The organism is Amycolatopsis sp. Hca4 (assembly GCF_013364075.1).
Taxonomy (GTDB): Bacteria; Actinomycetota; Actinomycetes; order Mycobacteriales; family Pseudonocardiaceae; genus Amycolatopsis.
This window is the reverse complement of the sequence record NZ_CP054925.1, coordinates 44,673-58,973: the sequence shown is the minus strand read 5'-3', so window position 1 is coordinate 58,973 and position 14,301 is coordinate 44,673. Positions and strand designations below refer to the sequence as shown.

At 74.0% G+C, this 14,301-nt stretch carries 16 protein-coding genes; 7 read left to right on the top strand and 9 right to left on the bottom strand.

The features are described from left to right. Positions 1-198: 198 nt before the first annotated feature. The 3 genes from HUT10_RS00295 to HUT10_RS00285 are packed head-to-tail and all read right to left on the bottom strand — an operon-like array spanning position 199 to position 2,704. Positions 199-663, bottom strand: coding sequence for a hypothetical protein (locus tag HUT10_RS00295; protein ID WP_254896588.1), 465 nt, complete (start codon positions 661-663; stop codon positions 199-201). After that, positions 660-1,241, bottom strand: a complete 582-nt coding sequence (locus tag HUT10_RS00290) for an RNA polymerase sigma factor (protein WP_176169332.1) — start codon at positions 1,239-1,241, stop codon at positions 660-662. The genes HUT10_RS00295 and HUT10_RS00290 overlap by 4 nt, the downstream gene beginning before the upstream one ends. Next, entirely contained in the window at positions 1,238-2,704 is a 1,467-nt protein-coding gene (locus tag HUT10_RS00285; protein WP_176169331.1) for a S8/S53 family peptidase, read from the bottom strand. The genes HUT10_RS00290 and HUT10_RS00285 overlap by 4 nt, the downstream gene beginning before the upstream one ends. A 316-nt stretch (positions 2,705-3,020) precedes the next feature. Between HUT10_RS00285 and HUT10_RS00280 the strand changes: the two genes are divergently transcribed. Together HUT10_RS00280 and HUT10_RS00275 are read left to right on the top strand one after the other, a co-directional pair. After that, positions 3,021-4,310 carry a hypothetical protein gene (locus tag HUT10_RS00280; RefSeq protein WP_176169330.1) on the top strand — a complete coding sequence of 430 codons (1,290 nt, stop codon included), beginning with the start codon at positions 3,021-3,023 and terminating at the stop codon, positions 4,308-4,310. Next, positions 4,295-4,504 (top strand): hypothetical protein, encoded by a 210-nt coding sequence (locus HUT10_RS00275; RefSeq protein ID WP_176169329.1) that lies wholly within the window; start codon positions 4,295-4,297, stop codon positions 4,502-4,504. The genes HUT10_RS00280 and HUT10_RS00275 overlap by 16 nt, the downstream gene beginning before the upstream one ends. A 41-nt stretch (positions 4,505-4,545) precedes the next feature. On the opposite strand, the gene HUT10_RS00270 is transcribed toward HUT10_RS00275, so the two are convergent. Genes HUT10_RS00270 through HUT10_RS00260 form a run of 3 tightly spaced genes read right to left on the bottom strand, consistent with a single transcriptional unit; the run spans position 4,546 to position 7,312 of the window. Then, on the bottom strand, positions 4,546-5,169 hold the full coding sequence (locus tag HUT10_RS00270) for an N-acetyltransferase (RefSeq protein ID WP_254896587.1): 624 nt from the start codon (positions 5,167-5,169) through the stop codon (positions 4,546-4,548). Positions 5,170-5,174: 5 nt separating this feature from the next. Beyond that, entirely contained in the window at positions 5,175-5,588 is a 414-nt protein-coding gene (locus HUT10_RS00265; protein WP_176169327.1) for a response regulator, read from the bottom strand. Beyond that, a complete protein-coding gene (locus HUT10_RS00260; protein ID WP_254896586.1) occupies positions 5,585-7,312 on the bottom strand; it encodes a PP2C family protein-serine/threonine phosphatase in 1,728 nt (575 codons plus the stop codon). The genes HUT10_RS00265 and HUT10_RS00260 overlap by 4 nt, the downstream gene beginning before the upstream one ends. 171 nt (positions 7,313-7,483) lie before the next feature. Between HUT10_RS00260 and HUT10_RS00255 the strand changes: the two genes are divergently transcribed. Then, on the top strand, positions 7,484-9,664 hold the full coding sequence (locus HUT10_RS00255; protein WP_254896585.1) for an ATP-binding protein: 2,181 nt from the start codon (positions 7,484-7,486) through the stop codon (positions 9,662-9,664). A gap of 5 nt (positions 9,665-9,669) precedes the next feature. Here the strand turns inward: HUT10_RS00255 and HUT10_RS51720 are convergent, their stop codons facing one another. Both HUT10_RS51720 and HUT10_RS00250 read right to left on the bottom strand, forming a co-directional pair. Beyond that, the gene (locus HUT10_RS51720) at positions 9,670-9,804 is read right to left on the bottom strand and encodes a hypothetical protein (RefSeq protein WP_303246932.1); all 135 of its coding nucleotides are present in this window, start codon (positions 9,802-9,804) and stop codon (positions 9,670-9,672) included. 67 nt (positions 9,805-9,871) lie between these two features. Continuing rightward, a complete protein-coding gene (locus tag HUT10_RS00250) occupies positions 9,872-10,480 on the bottom strand; it encodes a DUF3159 domain-containing protein (protein ID WP_176169325.1) in 609 nt (202 codons plus the stop codon). 21 nt (positions 10,481-10,501) lie between these two features. On the opposite strand from HUT10_RS00250, the gene HUT10_RS49760 reads away from it, so the two are divergent. Next, positions 10,502-10,792 (top strand): hypothetical protein, encoded by a 291-nt coding sequence (locus HUT10_RS49760; protein ID WP_217709528.1) that lies wholly within the window; start codon positions 10,502-10,504, stop codon positions 10,790-10,792. A gap of 43 nt (positions 10,793-10,835) precedes the next feature. On the opposite strand, the gene HUT10_RS00245 is transcribed toward HUT10_RS49760, so the two are convergent. After that, complete coding sequence (locus tag HUT10_RS00245) at positions 10,836-11,864, bottom strand: NAD(P)/FAD-dependent oxidoreductase (RefSeq protein ID WP_217709527.1); 1,029 nt, start codon at positions 11,862-11,864, stop codon at positions 10,836-10,838. Positions 11,865-11,965: 101 nt separating this feature from the next. Between HUT10_RS00245 and HUT10_RS00240 the strand changes: the two genes are divergently transcribed. The 3 genes from HUT10_RS00240 to HUT10_RS00230 all read left to right on the top strand — a co-directional run bounded on the left by HUT10_RS00240 (position 11,966) and on the right by HUT10_RS00230 (position 14,002). Continuing rightward, positions 11,966-12,568: a TetR family transcriptional regulator gene (locus tag HUT10_RS00240; RefSeq protein WP_176169324.1), complete on the top strand. Its 603-nt coding sequence runs from the start codon at positions 11,966-11,968 to the stop codon at positions 12,566-12,568. A 25-nt stretch (positions 12,569-12,593) separates the two neighbouring features. After that, on the top strand, positions 12,594-12,980 hold the full coding sequence (locus HUT10_RS00235; protein ID WP_176169323.1) for a MerR family transcriptional regulator: 387 nt from the start codon (positions 12,594-12,596) through the stop codon (positions 12,978-12,980). Between the two features lie 98 nt (positions 12,981-13,078). Continuing rightward, positions 13,079-14,002: an NADP-dependent oxidoreductase gene (locus HUT10_RS00230; RefSeq protein WP_176169322.1), complete on the top strand. Its 924-nt coding sequence runs from the start codon at positions 13,079-13,081 to the stop codon at positions 14,000-14,002. Positions 14,003-14,301: the final 299 nt, after the last annotated feature.

Here is a 14,301-nt window from a genome sequence, read left to right as displayed (position 1 = left end):
GATCCGGGCCAGGAACGGGTTCTTCGAGATCTGCGCCTGCTCGGCCGGACCGTCCGGCTGCCCGAGCAGGCGCAGCGCGGTGCGCAGGAGCCGGGCGCCGTTGCCCGGGTGCCCGCTGCCGATCGCGGCGAGCCCGCGGCGGTGCAGGTTTTCCGCCCGGGCGTCGACGGTCGGCCGTGGTCGGGTCATGGGTGCGCGCTACACCTCCATCGAGGGGGTCATCGTCGTGCCGTTGTCGTGGACGAGCAGCTGGACGACGCCGCGGCCGACCCGTTCGAAGGTGAACCGCCCCCGCTCGTCCGCGGTGGTCGACAGCGTGCCGCCGGCGGTGCGCAGTTCGATCGGCAACGCCGAGGGCGGGCTGATCCAGCCGTCCAGCCGCACGCTGCCGTCCGTGGCCGGGGTGAGGGTGACGACGGCCGTGAGCCGGACGCCGTCGAAGGTGATCGACCGGCTCCGCTCGTCGCCGCGGGCCCCGGCGAGCAGCTGCCGGTCACCGGCTCGCAGGATGTCGGTGTCCGGTCCGGCCAGCTGGATCGCGAACACCGCGAGCTCGGCCAGGCCCGGTGGCGGCGGGTCGGCGAGCTCCCAGAACCGGCGGACCTCGTCGAGCACGGCGTGGTCGCGTTCCTCCAGCGGCCCGCGGGGATCGGGGCCGGTCACGGCGTCCTCCCCTCGGTCTCCAGCAGGGCCCGCAACCGGGCGAGGCACCGCCCGCGGGTCGGCCCGATCGTCCCCCTGGCCATGCCGAGCTGGGCGCTGATCTCGGCGTAGTCGGGGCGGGGGACGAACGCCACGATGCGCAGCAGCGCCTGGCACCGCGCGGGCAGCCGCCGCAGCAGGGTCCACAAGCGACGGTTGCCGTCCGCGGTGACGGCTTCCTGCTCGGGATCCGGCGCCGGGTCGGGTGCGTCGCCGAACACCGCGGTGTCCACCGGACGTTCGGCGCGCCGGGCCCTGGCGACCCGCCACGCTTCCCGTTTGGTCACCTGCACGAGCCAGCCGGTGAGCGCCGCGGGGTTCTGGATGTCGGACAGGGACCGCAGCAGAGCCAGCCAGGTGCTCTGCACGACGTCGCTGCTGGCCTCGGTGTCCAGGCCCTGGGCCCGCGCGACGTGCCAGAGCAACGGGGTCAGCTCGCGGACGATCTCCGCCAGGCTGCCCCGATCCCCCGCCCGGGCGGCTTCGAGCAGCTGCCCGACCCGGACGCTGGTGGCCGACGGCCGCGGCGATCCGGTCATCGGCGCTCCGCGTTCTTCCGCAACCGGGTGACAGCCTGGGCCGCGCGCGCGGTGGTGTCCTCACGGGTGGCGACGGCGTCCGTGCCGATGTCGAGCATCAGGTTCGCGAGTTCGGCGGCGATGTACGGCGCGGCGAACGACGTGCCGTCCCACACCGCGAAACCCGAGCTGAAGTCGTCGAGGTCCGCCTGCTCGCGACCCTTGGCAGGCACGTACCGGCCCGGCCGGGCGGACCCGTTGACGTCGGGCGGGAACGCGCTGACGATCCGCGCCCCCGGGGCGTAGCAGGTCGCGGACGGCCCGCCGTTGCTGAACCAGGCCGTGGTCCCGTTCGGGTTCAGCGCACCGACGCCGAGCACGGGCTGCCCGGGAGCAGGCGGGGGGTCGAGCACGCCCAGCGCGGCGGGCAGGAACGGGCGTTCGGTGGAGTCGTTCCCGGCCGAGGCGACGACCACGACGCCTTCGGCGACGAGCGCCCTGATGATCTCGGCCAGCCGCGACCGCTTGCCGTCGCCGGGGTCTTCGTCGTAGAACCCCATCGACAGGGACAGGATGTCGACCCAGTCGCGGTGGTTCTTGGTGCGGGCGTCGCGGATCCGCGCCAGCAGCAACCAGAGGGCGAGCAGCGCGTCGCCTTCGAGGCCGACGTTGTCCGGGTGCAGCACCCGCACCATGAGCACGTCGGCTTCGGGGGCGTGCTGGTGGATCACCCCGGCGATGAACGTGCCGTGGCCGGTCGCCGGGTTGACGACGTCGGTCAGCGGGTTGGTGGTGGTCGGCGCGTCGAGCGAGTCTTCCAGCACGAGGGACCGCGGCAGCCCGGCGACCTTCTGCTCCTGCGCCGCGATGGCGACCTCGCTCGGCTGGAACAGCCGGAGGAACCCGCGGTGGCCGGGAGTCGCCGCGGTGCTCAGGTCGCCGAACCACGGGTGGTCCCGCACGCCGGTGTCGACGACGGCGACCACCGGCCGTCGGCGGTTCGCGTCCCAGGCCGGGTCGCGCCACGGCGGCTCACCGGCGAGCTCGACCGGGGCGCGGACCGGCGGCGGCGCGTAGTTGGCGGCCGCGGTGTCGGTCAGGCCGTGCGGATCGTAGGTGGGAGCGCCGCCCCAGCCGAGCAGCGTGCCGCACAGCAGGTGCTCGAGGGAAATCCGGTCGGCGAGCGTGGGCTGCTGCCCCTCCTCCCCTCCGTTCGCCGCGAACCTCGATCTGAGGTACTGCAGCGCGACCCAGGCGTCGGCCGCCGGACGGCCGGGCCGCCCGGCGAGCCGGACGGGACGCGGCAGCCCGCCCAGGTGTTCGCGCAACGGGCCGTCGGCCACGACCTCGGTCAGCGGCGCGGGCGGTTCGACGTCGATGTCGATCTCGCCGAGCGCGTCCCGGATCGATCCGAAGGAATCATCGTCGGAAATGACGTCTTCCGGAATCAGCAGGAAGCGGGTGCGGTAGACGGTCGAACGCACGAAGGGAAGATTGCCGAGGACAACCTCTCCCGGCCGAAGTATTTTGGCTTCGTACTGGTCCAACAGTGACTGCGGCCAATCCGGTATCGGCGTTTCGGGGTACGCGGATACGTCCGATCGGGCGAGCATGCGGTATTTGACCATGATTGGCGGCCTCCTCCTGCAGCAGCGAAGTCGTTCGTCCCGCACAGAGTGCTACAAGAGCACCGAGATTCACGTCCGCGGTCACGAAACGGTCACGGAAAATCGATGTATCCGCCGCGCCGGACCGGCACCCTCCCAGTCCACGACAGCCGCAGCGACCGGGAGGTACCCCATGCCCAGCCCGAAAGACGCCTACCACGGCGAGATCTTCATCCCCGACAAGCGCCACCCGTGGTTTCCTTTCTTCTGCCCGAAACCGCAGGTGGACATCCTGTTCTACACCGACGACACGTCCGTCGCCTTCAACCCGGCCTCCAGCTTCGGCGTCGACGCGATGCGCGACCTGCTGCACCAGCGCAGCGGTTTCCACGCCGATTTCCGGATCGACCTGCTGAACCGCCACGACGGAGGGCACGCCCGGCAAAAACTGACGCCGGAGTTGTTGGCGAAATACGACCAGGTGTGGTTCTTCGGTGTTTTGCAGTGCAACCAGCAGGCGGCACCGGAGAACGAGCTCACCGATGACGAGGTCGCCGCGCTGCGCACGTGGATGGACGAGCGCGAAGGCGGCGTGCTGATCACCGGGGACCATTCCAACCCGCGGCCGTTCGACGCCGTCGACGGTGCACTGGACCCGCTGGTGAACCTCGGCCGCGCCCTCGGCCACCGGGTGCCCCGCGCCGGGCAGCTGCGTGTCTGGGAAGGCCTGCCCAGCAGCGACGTCACGACGGATCCGCACCACACGCACAACACCCAGGTGCCGGACGGAGTGCACGTCCTCGACGACCTGACGCTGCAGGACGACCAGTTCCCGCAGCGGCTGCTGCTGACGAAGTACCCGCTCGGCTGGTCGTGGCCCTGGTGGCTGCGCCGGTACCGCCCGCACCCGCTCTTCTGCGGCCGCACCGGCCCGATCGAGGTGTTCCCCGACCACATGCACGAGGGGGCACTGGCCTTCCCGGCCGCCTACCCGGCCGCGGACTGGCCGTCCGGGCCGTGGGGCCAGCCCGTGCCGGAGGTCGTCGCCCGCGGCACCGACAAGCGGTTCCCCGCGACCTACGACCTGGTCAGCGCCTACGACGGTGCCCTGGCCTCGGTCGGGCGCATCGTCGCCGACTCCACCTGGCACCACTACTTCAACATCAACCTGGCCGGATTCGCCCCGGGCAGCGCCGAGCGCGACGCGATCGGCGACTACTACGCGAACCTCGCGGCGTGGCTGACGCCGTCGGCCAAACGAGCCGCCATGCGCTGCTGGTTCTGGTGGCAGCTCGCGGTCCACCCGCGGTGCACATGGTCAAGGGCGCCTCGTTCACCGTGCTGGGCCAGACCGCACTGGACGTGCTCGGCCGGGTGGCCGGCCAGTGCACGATCACCCAGCTCGTCTGGCCGTTCCCGCTGTGGCCGCGGGACTGGATCGAGTTCCCGTGGCCGCCCGAAGAAGTGGTGCTCGGCGCCGTGATCTCGGGCTACCACGCGGCGTTCGACCAGGCCACGGCCGGGGCGGGAGAGCTGCCGAGCCGGACCCGGCTCGTCGGTTCCGGCCTGCTGGCCGCCGTCGAGCAGCACGGCGTCGAGCTCCGCCGGATGGCCGAAACGGCGGACCGGCTGCCCGGCTTCCTCCGGGAGCACCTGCCCGGCGGACGCGAGGGCTGAAGCGCGGCCACCTCCGGGGTCCCGGCCGGAACCGGAAGGGTTCAGGCTCCCCGGGGGATGGCGCGCCCCAGGTAGGTGACGGCCGGGTCGGCGACGCCGAGGTCCCGGAACCCCAGCCGGTCGTAGAACTTCTGCGCCGGGCCGTTCGCCTTCGCCACCGCCAGGTGCACCCCCGGCACCCCGCGCCCGGCCAGCACGGCCAGGGAGGTCTCGATGAGCGCGCGCCCGTGGCCGCCGCGCTGGTGGGACGGCAGGATGTCGATGTGCAGGTGGGCCGGGTGCCCCGCCAGTTCCGGGCGGACCATCGCCTCGGGCGTGTGCAGGACGGCCCGCAGCTGCTCGGCCGGGGTCGCGGGCTCCCCGTCCGGTGCGGGGAACCGGGCGGCGACACCGGGCAGGTACCCGGTGCGGAAGCGGGCGGCGAAGGCGGCGGTGTCGGCCGTGCCGACCAGGTAGCCCACGGCCGTGCCGCCGCCGTCGTCGAGGACGGACGCCAGCTCGGGTTCCAGTTCCAGGTACGGCGCCAGGAAGACGGCCGGCAGCAGGTCGGGGTCGGGGTACACCCCACGGGCGTCGCCGCCTTCGTGCCCGGTGCGGACGCACACGTCGAACAGGGCCGGGCGGTCGTCCGGGTGGTACGGCCGGAGGTGCGGGAGCGCGGTCACGCTCCTCATCCTGACTTCGAGGCCTGCCAGTAGTCGATCGCGCCCTGCAGCACCGTGCGGAAGAGGTGGAAGTTCACCGGCTTGAACACGTAGCTGTCCGCGCCGAGCCGGTAGCAGCGGTCGATCTCCGCCGGGGTCGTGGACGAGGTGAACACGATGATCGTCACCTCGGCCAGGTCCGGGTTCGCGCGCAGGTCGGCGAGCACCTGGTGGCCGTCCCGGCCCGGGAGGTTCAGGTCCAGCAGCACCAGGGACGGCCGGGCGGCGGAGGGGTCGGCCAGGCGGGCGATCGCGGTGTCGCCGTCAGCGGCGAACTGCAGGTCCAGCTCGGGGTGGGTGCGGGCCAGCGCGCGCCGGATCGCCTCCTGGTCTTCGGCGCTGTCCTCGACCACCAGGACGAGCCGCTCGTCCGGCCTCACGCGACCGCTCCGGTGTGCCGGATCGCCAGCACCGCGGCGTCGTCCCCGACCCGGTACCGGCCGCCGCCGGCGACCAGTGCCTCCAGCAGGTCCGGCAGCGCCAGGCCCGACAACCCGGCCAGGGTCGGGGCGAGATCGGTCTCGAAGAACTTGCCGTCGTCGTCACGGGCCTCGGTGAGCCCGTCGGTGTAGAGCACCAGCGTGTCGCCGGGGGTGAGCCGGGCCGCGGCCGGCCGCAGCCGCAGCTCCGGCAGCACCCCGACCAGCCGCCCCGCGCAATCCGGCTCGTCGACCGTCCCGTCGCGGCGCAGGACCATGGGCGGCGGGTGCCCGGCGGCGAGCAGGGTGAGCTCGACACCGTCCGGCTTCACCGGCTCGAAGGTCGCCGTCGCCAGGGTGAGGAAGCGGGAAACGCCGTGGCGCAACAGCTTCGTGTTCAGCCCGACCAGCGCGTGCTCGGCCGAACCGCCCTCCTCCAGCGCCGTCTCCAGGGTGTGCCGGGCGAGGCCGGTCAGCGCGGCGGCCGGCGCGCCGCGGCCGCAGACGTCCCCGATCAAGGCGGTGACGGTGCCGTCGGGCCGCGGCACCACGCCGTAGAAGTCGCCGCCGACCTCCAGGCTGTGGTCGGCGACGTTGTACTTCGCGGCCAGTTCCAGCCCCGGCACGGCCGGCAGCACCGCGGGCAGCAGGTGCTGCTGCAGGGACAGCACGTCCCGGCGGCGGCGGTCGTAGAGCGTGGCGTTGTCGATCGCCAGCGCCGCCCGCCCCGCCAGGTTGCTCAGGAAGCTGCGGTCGGGGCGGCGCCGCGAACCCGCGCCGTGGAAGAAGCTCAGCAGGCCGACGTCCCGCCCGTGCGCCCGCAGCGCGCTGATGGTCAGCAGCGGCAGCCGGATCTCCGCGGGCAGCTCCGAGGCGCGCGGCCGCTCGTCCCAGGACGCCGGGTCCGTGCCGCGCACCACCTCCTGGCCCGCCCAGCACCCGGCCCGCACCGCGTCGGCCAGCGCCTGTTCGCGGTGGGCGTCGACGTGGGCCACCGCGATCGGCACCATCCGGCCGTCCCGGTGGACGTGCAGGACAGCGCCGTCGGCGAGGCCGGGCACCACCATCCGCACCACCGCACGCAGGGTGTCGTCGATGTCGAGCGACGCGCTCATCTGCAGCGAGGCCTCGGCGAGGATCGCGTCCTGGGCCTGGCGGTCGTCCAGCTCGCGCAGCTGGCTGGCGTGGTGGTCGGTCGCCACGATCACGTCCAGCACCTGGTCCATCGCGGTGAGCACGGCCGGGTCGGCGGGCAACGCCGCGGACGTCCCCAGCCCGAGCAGGCCCCGCTCCCCCGCCGCGACCGCGAACTCCACCACCAGGAACCCGGTGGCCCCGGCCGCGGCCAGCCGGGTGGCCAGTGCGGGCGCGATCGCGGCCACCTCGGCCAGCGGGACCTGCGCGATCGCGGCCTTGTCCCCCGCCGGGTGCCCGGCGACCCATGTCAGTGCTTCGGCGGCCAGGCCGGGCGGCTGGGTGCGCAGGCCGGCGTGGTCGGCCCAGCGGACCACCGGTGCCGTTCCGTCGGCCGCCAGCCGGGCCCCCAGCACGGCGCACGCCGACGGCAGGGTGAGCAGGCCCGAGTACAGCTCGTCCGACAGCCCCTTCGTGTTCACCGCCTCGAACGCGGCACGCCACAGCGCGTGCAGCCGCGCCGTCCACGAGTCCTCGGGGGTGCTGGACACGTCAGTGGCTCCGCTCGTCAGAGGTACCGCGTCTGCGGCGAAGCCCACTGTAAGGTTCGGCCTCGGTCGTGGCCGCGCGCCACGACCGGAAAGGGACGTAATGGGCGACACGGCGGCGTTCGAACCGGCCGAACGCGAGCGGGCGGCCGAAACGGCGTTCGACCTTTCGGTGTGCGTGAACGAGCCGATCCACCGGCTCGGCGGCATCCAGTCCTACGGGCCCTGCTGGCCGCCGGCGACGACGGGCGCATCGAAGTCGCCAGCTCCACCACCACCCGGCTGCTCGGCCGGGCGCCCGGCGAGCTGCTCGGCACCCCGCTCGCCGGCTTGCTCGGCGCCGACGGCGTCGCGGCGGTCGAGCAGACCCTTGCCGCCCCGACCGGCGACCGCGGCCTGCTCCCGCTGCCCGTCCCGGCCGGCGGGCCGGAGTTCGACGTCACCGTCTACCGGGCCGACGGGCGCCTCGTCCTCGAGCTGGAGCCCGCGACCGCGCCGCGGCCGTTCCGGTTCTCGCAGTTCTACCCGTCGGTGCGCGCCGCGCTGACCCGGCTGCAGCACGAGCGCTCCGTCGTCGACGTCTGCGCCGCCGCGGTCGCCGAAATCCGCGCGCTCACCGGGTACGACCGCGTCGTCGCCTACCGTTTCGAAGGCCGCTCGGGCCCAGGCGAGGTGATCGCCGAGTCCATCGTGGACGGTCTGGAGCCGTGGACCGGGCTGTGGTTCCCGGCCAGCGACATCCCGCCCCAGGCGCGCCGGCTCTACGAGCGCAACTGGATCCGGGTGATCAACGACGTCGACGACGACACCGCCGCGCTGCACCCGCCGGCCCTGCCCGGCGGCAGCGTCCCGCTGGACCTGTCCGACTCGACGCTGCGCACCGTGTCCTCGTTCCACCTGGAGTACCTGCGCAACATCGGCGTGGCTTCGTCGATGTCGGTGTCGCTGCTGCACGAAGGGACGCTGTGGGGGCTGATCGCCTGCCACGGCCTGACCCCGCGCCGGCTCGACCCCGAGATCCGTGCGGCGTGCGAGTTCTTCGGCGTGACGCTTTCCCTGCAGCTGGCGGCGCTCCAGGAGGCGGAAACCGCCCGCGCCCGCCAGCAGGCCCGGACTACTCTCGCGCAGCTGATCGGCACGCTCGAGCCCGATCCGCTGCGTTCCCTGCCGGAGCACGCGGAGCTGCTGGCCGCGCTGGTGCCGTCCGACGCCGTGGTGGTCCGCCTCGGCGGCGCCGCCGAGGCTGTCCACGGCGACGTCTCCGCGGCCGCGCTCGACGCGCTGTGGCCGGAGCTGCCGGAGCTGCCCGCGGGCGAGATCTGGACGTCGGAATGCCTCGGCGAACACGCGCCCGCGCTCGCCGGGCACGCGGACACGCTGAGCGGGGTGCTGGTGCTGTCGCTCGGCGACGGCGACCTGATCGCCTGGACGCGGCGGGAGCGGCGCGCGACGCGGACCTGGGCCACCGACCCCGCCGTGCCCGTCCGGGTCGGACCGCGCGGCGAGCGGCTCACCCCGCGCGGCTCGTCCGCCGTCTACCAGGCGGTGGTCCGCGGGCACAGCCTGCCGTGGACGGCCGCGGACGAAGCGGTCGCGGCCGACCTCGGCCGCGCCGTCTCGAGCATCGCACTGCGGCAGGCGGCGCGGCTCACCGAGCTGAACACCCAGCTGCGGCGGGCCAACCAGGACCTCGACACCTTCGCCCACGCGGCCGCGCACGAGATGAAGGAACCCCTGCGCGGGATCGCGGCCACGGTCGCGTTCATCGGTGAGGACGCCGGCGACGGCCTCGACGCGACCACCCTGCGCCGGCTGGAGACGGTCGAGAGCCTCGCCAACCGGATGGACGAGCTGGTCAACTCGCTGCTGCACTTCGCCCAGCTCGGCCAGGGCGACCTGCGGCGGGAGCCGGTCGACCTGCGTGACGCGGCCGCCCGCGCCGTGGAGATCGCCGGCGCCCGGCTGGTGGAGAACGACGTCCGGCTCACCCTGCCGCCGTCGGGCACGATCGTCTCCGCCGACCCGGCGCGGCTCGAGGAGATCCTGATCAACCTGCTCGTCAACGCGGCGAAGTACGCCCGGCCCGAGCAGCCGCGCACCGCCGAGATCGGGTACACCGACCGGGCGGTTTTCGTGCGCGACAACGGGATCGGCATCCCGGAGATCCACCACGGCGACGTCCTCAAGCTGTTCCGCCGCCTGCACGCGAAGGACGCCTACGGCGGCGGCCACGGTGCCGGGCTGGCGATCGTCGACCGGATCGTCGACCGCCACGGCGGCCGGCTGTGGCTGGATTCGGTACCGGGCGAGGGCACCACGGTGTGGTTCACGCTGGGGGCGGACCCCGAGGCGTAGGGCGCTCAGGCCGCCCCGGGCCCGGCGGCGAGCAGCCGCAGGACGAGGCCGCAGACGACGAAGAGCACGCCGAGGAGGAAGAGGACACCGGCGTTGAGGGCGATCCCGCCCGCGCCGAGGGTGACACCGAGTGCGACCACGAACCTGCTCCTCGTCCTGCCGTTCGACCGTTGACCTGCGCCGCGAGATACCCGCGCGGCCGGGTGGTCAAACGCACCGGGCCGGCTGGTCGTGCGTTCGGAGGATGCGCCAGCTCAGGTAGCCGCAGACGCCGAGCGCCGGGAGGGTGAGGAGGGTTTCGGCGATCCCGAGGGCGACCAGGCGGCCGGTCAGGTACAGCGGGAGGAGGACAGCGGTGGCGAAGCAGAACTTGGCCAGGAAGACCGCGGTGCACAGTTCGTAGCGCCGTCCGTGCGCTCGATCCCTTTCGCCGTGGGTCCGGGCGAGGACGACGCCGATGAGCGGTCGCCGCAGGAGCAGGGAGCCGCCGAACACCGCGGCGCCGGCGACATTGGTGACGACGCCGGGGAGGTAGAAGTCGACGCTGTGCCCGGTACCGCCGGCGAGTGCGGCCGACACGGCCACGGTGACCAGGCTGAGGGCGGCCTGCCAGTAGCGGCGGTCGGCGAAGACGCGGACGAGCGCGGAGATCACCACCCCGCCGGCCGCGACGAGCGCGGCGGTGAGGACCCGGCCGGTCAGCAGGTAGGCGATGAGGAAGAGGGCCCGGGAGGCGATGACCTCGCCGAGGGTGTGCCAGCCACCCATGGCGGCGAAGAGGGAGGACGGTTTCGCGATCAGCGCGGCCAGGTTCATTCGGCACCGGTCCGGGCTTCGGTGCCGCCGACTCCGCCGGCGGCGGGTGCGGAACCGGAGGAACCGGAAGGCACCGCCACGGCAGGCACCGAGCCGGCGGCCGCCGAAGTGGCAGGAATCAACCCGGCAGAGGCGGCAGGCACCGAGCCGGCGGGCCCCGAACCGGCCGACTGCGAGCCGGCGGCCGGGGAAACGCCGGGCGCCGAGCCAGCGGACGCCGGGCGGGCGGGCGCCGAGCCAGCAGGCACCGAGCCGGCGGCCGCCGAATCGGCGGCAGGCGGGAAGCTGTCCCCGCGCATCGTCTCCTCGTAGCCGCCGATCGCCGTCGCCAAGTCCTGCTCGCCTCGGTGTGCGGTCAACAGGGCGTCGCGGAGGCGGTGGGCGTCCCGCATCGCCAGGTTCCCTCCGAAGCCCGGCGCCAGGTGGATCGCGTCCCGAGGAGCGTGACCGGGCCCGGTGGCCAGGCCGGCATCGCCGGGATCGTCCCGATCCGCAGCCCGGCCGTGACCTCCGGCCACCCCGACGCCACGATCAGCCTCAGCGTGGGGTGCATTCCGGCCGCCAGTTCGCCTGCCGCCCGCCACAAGCCGGCCGGCGATCCGGCCGAGGCGAGCCGGTGCTGCTCGGTCGGCAGGGCCCACATCACGTAGTCCTCGGCCTCGGCGGCGACTCGGGAATCCATGGCAGGCAACAACTCCCGCCGCGCCACCGACGGCGGCCGGGTGAAGCGCAGCACGCCCAGCACCATCGTCCGGCCGCCCGACTCGACCCGGGTGGCGCTGTCGCCGATCAGGCCGGGCAGCCCCGTCCCGGCCACCACCCGCAGCGGCGTCGCCCCCATCAGCATGCGGCGGCCGGTGTCGACCACGCGCACGTCCGGCAGGCGCGCGCCGCGGACCGCCGAGCCGATGCCGTCCGCGCCGACCAGCACGTCCGCGGTGTCCGTGCGGCCGTCGGCGAACCACACCTTCACCGTCCCGCCGGGCTGCCGCTCGCAGCGGGTGAACCGCGCACCGAACCGCACCACGTCCGCCAGCCCGGTCAGCAGGACCGCCCGCAGCAGCGGCCGGTGCGTCTGGCGGCCGGGACGGGCCGGGCCGTCCAGCGGCCGCGCGCCCGCCACCGCCAGTTCTCCGTCCACTTCGGACAGCGTGAGCGCCTGCTCGCGCGGCCCGCCCGTGGTCGCCGCCACCATCTCCGCGTGCGACGGCGGCAGGCACGCCCGCAGCGCCGTCGTGCCCCGGTCGTCGAGGTGCAGGCTGATCCCCTGCGGCCGGCCGTCGGGCCCGTCCCGCTCGTACACCACGACGTCGACCCCCTCCCGCCGCAGCCCCTGGGCCAGGGTCAGGCCGCCGATTCCGGCGCCGATCACGAGCACGCGCATCCGGGACACCTTTCTTCACCAACCGATGAAGAACACCCTACGGACTCCCGGCGGTAATCTCCACCAAGTGATGAAGAACCGTCGGCTAGACTGCGGAGGTCATGACGGAACACGCTCGCCCCGGCCGCTGGCGCTCCGGCGCGCAGAGCCGGCAGCGGATCCTCGACACCGCCCGCGAGCTGTTCCGCGAACACGGCTACGGGGGCACCACCGTGCGCGCGGTCGCCGCCGGGGCCGAGGTCGACCCGGCCATGGTCTTCTACTTCTTCGGCACCAAGCAGGGCCTGTTCAGCGCGGCGCTGGAGATGTCCGCCGAGGTGCCCCCGGCGATCGAGGCGATCTTCACCGGTGACGTCGACGGCATCGGCGAACGGATCGTCCGGACGCTCGTGGAGAGCCTCGACCGGTCCGACCGCACCCCGCTGGTGTTGCTCACCCGCTCGGCCCCCACGCACGACCGGTCCCAGGCGCTGCTGCGCGAGTTCATCGACCGGGAGATCACCGGCCGCCTCGCGGGCCTGCTCGGCACGCCGGACGCCGCGCTGCGGGCCGGCATGGTCAACGTCCAGATCCTGGGTCTCGCGGTGGCGCGCTACATCGTCCGGCTCGAGCCGATCGCGTCGGCGCCGGTGGACGAACTGGTGACCCGGTTCGGCCCGGTGGTCCAGCAGTGCCTCACCGGCGCAGCGCCGCACACCGCCTGATCGCTTGCGGCGTAGGCTTTCCAGGGTGCGGATCGGTGAACTGGCCCAGCGCACGGGCGTGAGCCCGCGCTCGCTGCGGTACTACGAAGAGCAGGGGTTGCTGACCAGTTCGCGGTCCGAGGCGGGCCAGCGGCACTACGCCGAGGCCGACGCCGAGCGGGTCCTGCTCATCCGGCGGCTGTTCGACGCGGGCCTGTCCAGCCGGGTGATCGCGACCGTCCTGCCGTGCGTGGACGTCCCCGGCGACCTCGTGATCGCCGAAGAGACGTTCGCGGCGATGCTGCGCGAGCGCGACCGGATCGACGCCGACATCGCGCACCTGACGCAGACCCGCGACGCCCTCGACAAACTGCTCGAAATCAACAGCCGCCACCGGGCGGAGCTGGAGACCCGCCGGGGCCTGACCGTGTGACCCGCACCTCAGCCGCTTGCCCCTGACACCGGTGTCAGCTCCGAGGATGGCGACCGGGCCCGGAACCACCGGGCCGGTCAACCGGAAGGCGGCAGGACATGGGGCAGGCATGGGGTTTCGGCAGGCACGGCGGGCCGGAGGTGCAGGAGTTCTTCGATCGGCCCGATCCCGTCCCGGGCCGCGGTGAGGTGCTGATCCGGGTCGGCGTCGCCGGCGTGAACCCGCTCGACCACCTCCTGCGCGCGGGTGTGGTCCCCGGACTCGACGGCGGGCGGCCGTTCCCCCGCGTGCTGGGCATGGAGGCGGCGGGCACCGTGCTCGCACTGGGCCCGGACGTCGACGGGTTCGAGGTGGGCGACGCGGTTTTCGGCTTTGCGCTCACCGGGGGCGGCACGTACGCCGAGACGACGGTGCTGTCGGCGGCGAACACCGCGCGCATCCCGGCCGGGCTGTCCGCGACGGTGGCGGCGACGCTGCCTATCGCCGGCACGACCGCGGTGGACGCGCTCGACCAGCTCGCCCTCCCGGCCGGGGCGGCGATCCTGGTCAACGGCGTCGGCGGCGGAGTCGGCCACGCCGTCGCCCGGCTGGCGGTCGCCCGCGGGCTGGACGTGGTCGGCACGGGCAGCGCGGCCAAGCGCGAGCCCGCCGAGGCCATCGGGGTGCGGTTCGTCGACTACGCCGCCGGGGACGTCACCGCCGCGGCCCGCGAGCTGGCCCCGGACGGTTTCGACGGGATCGTCGACCTGGTCGGCGGCCCGTCGCTGCGGACGGTCGCCCCGCTCGCCCGTACGGCGCGGAACGTCATCGCGGTGGGTGACGCGTCGGTCGCCGAGCTCGGCGGCCGGTTCGTCGAGCGCCGCTTGGACCGCGAGAACCTGGAGCGGTCCGCACGGCTGGCGCTCGACGGGGTGCTCGCGCCCGTGATCACCGCGATCCACCCGCTCGCCGACGCGCCGGCCGCTCTGGCCACGGTCGAGAACGGCCACACCGCGGGCAAGGTCGTCATCAAGGTGACGTGAGCCCGGCGCGGTCAGGGGTTCCGGCGCTCGGCTTGGCTTTCCCGGCTTTCGGGCGCGGCGGCTTCGCCGAGCGGCGCCGCGTCCGGACCGGCCTTCGGGCGCCCGGTTCCGACCACGCCCGCGGTCAGGGGCTTCCCGGCCCTCGACCTTCCCGCCCTTCGGGCGCGGCGGCTTCGCGGCCGGGCCGGATCTCCCGCGACCCGCTTCGAGCGCCCGGCATCGACCACACCCACAGCCGCGGTCAGGGCTTCCCCGGGCCTTCGCCTCTCGGACGCGGCGACTTCGCCGGGCAGCGCCGC

What these genes read in the sequence shown, in the direction of transcription:
- HUT10_RS00245 (WP_217709527.1), bottom strand. Translation starts at nt 11,864, where the DNA reads ATGCGCGTGCTCGTGATCGGCGCCGGAATCGGCGGCCTGACCCTGGCC.
- HUT10_RS00290 (WP_176169332.1), bottom strand. Translation starts at nt 1,241, where the DNA reads ATGACCGGATCGCCGCGGCCGTCGGCCACCAGCGTCCGGGTCGGGCAG.
- HUT10_RS00240 (WP_176169324.1), top strand. Translation starts at nt 11,966, where the DNA reads ATGACGGAACACGCTCGCCCCGGCCGCTGGCGCTCCGGCGCGCAGAGC.
- HUT10_RS00230 (WP_176169322.1), top strand. Translation starts at nt 13,079, where the DNA reads ATGGGGCAGGCATGGGGTTTCGGCAGGCACGGCGGGCCGGAGGTGCAG.
- HUT10_RS00280 (WP_176169330.1), top strand. Translation starts at nt 3,021, where the DNA reads ATGCCCAGCCCGAAAGACGCCTACCACGGCGAGATCTTCATCCCCGAC.
- HUT10_RS00250 (WP_176169325.1), bottom strand. Translation starts at nt 10,480, where the DNA reads ATGAACCTGGCCGCGCTGATCGCGAAACCGTCCTCCCTCTTCGCCGCC.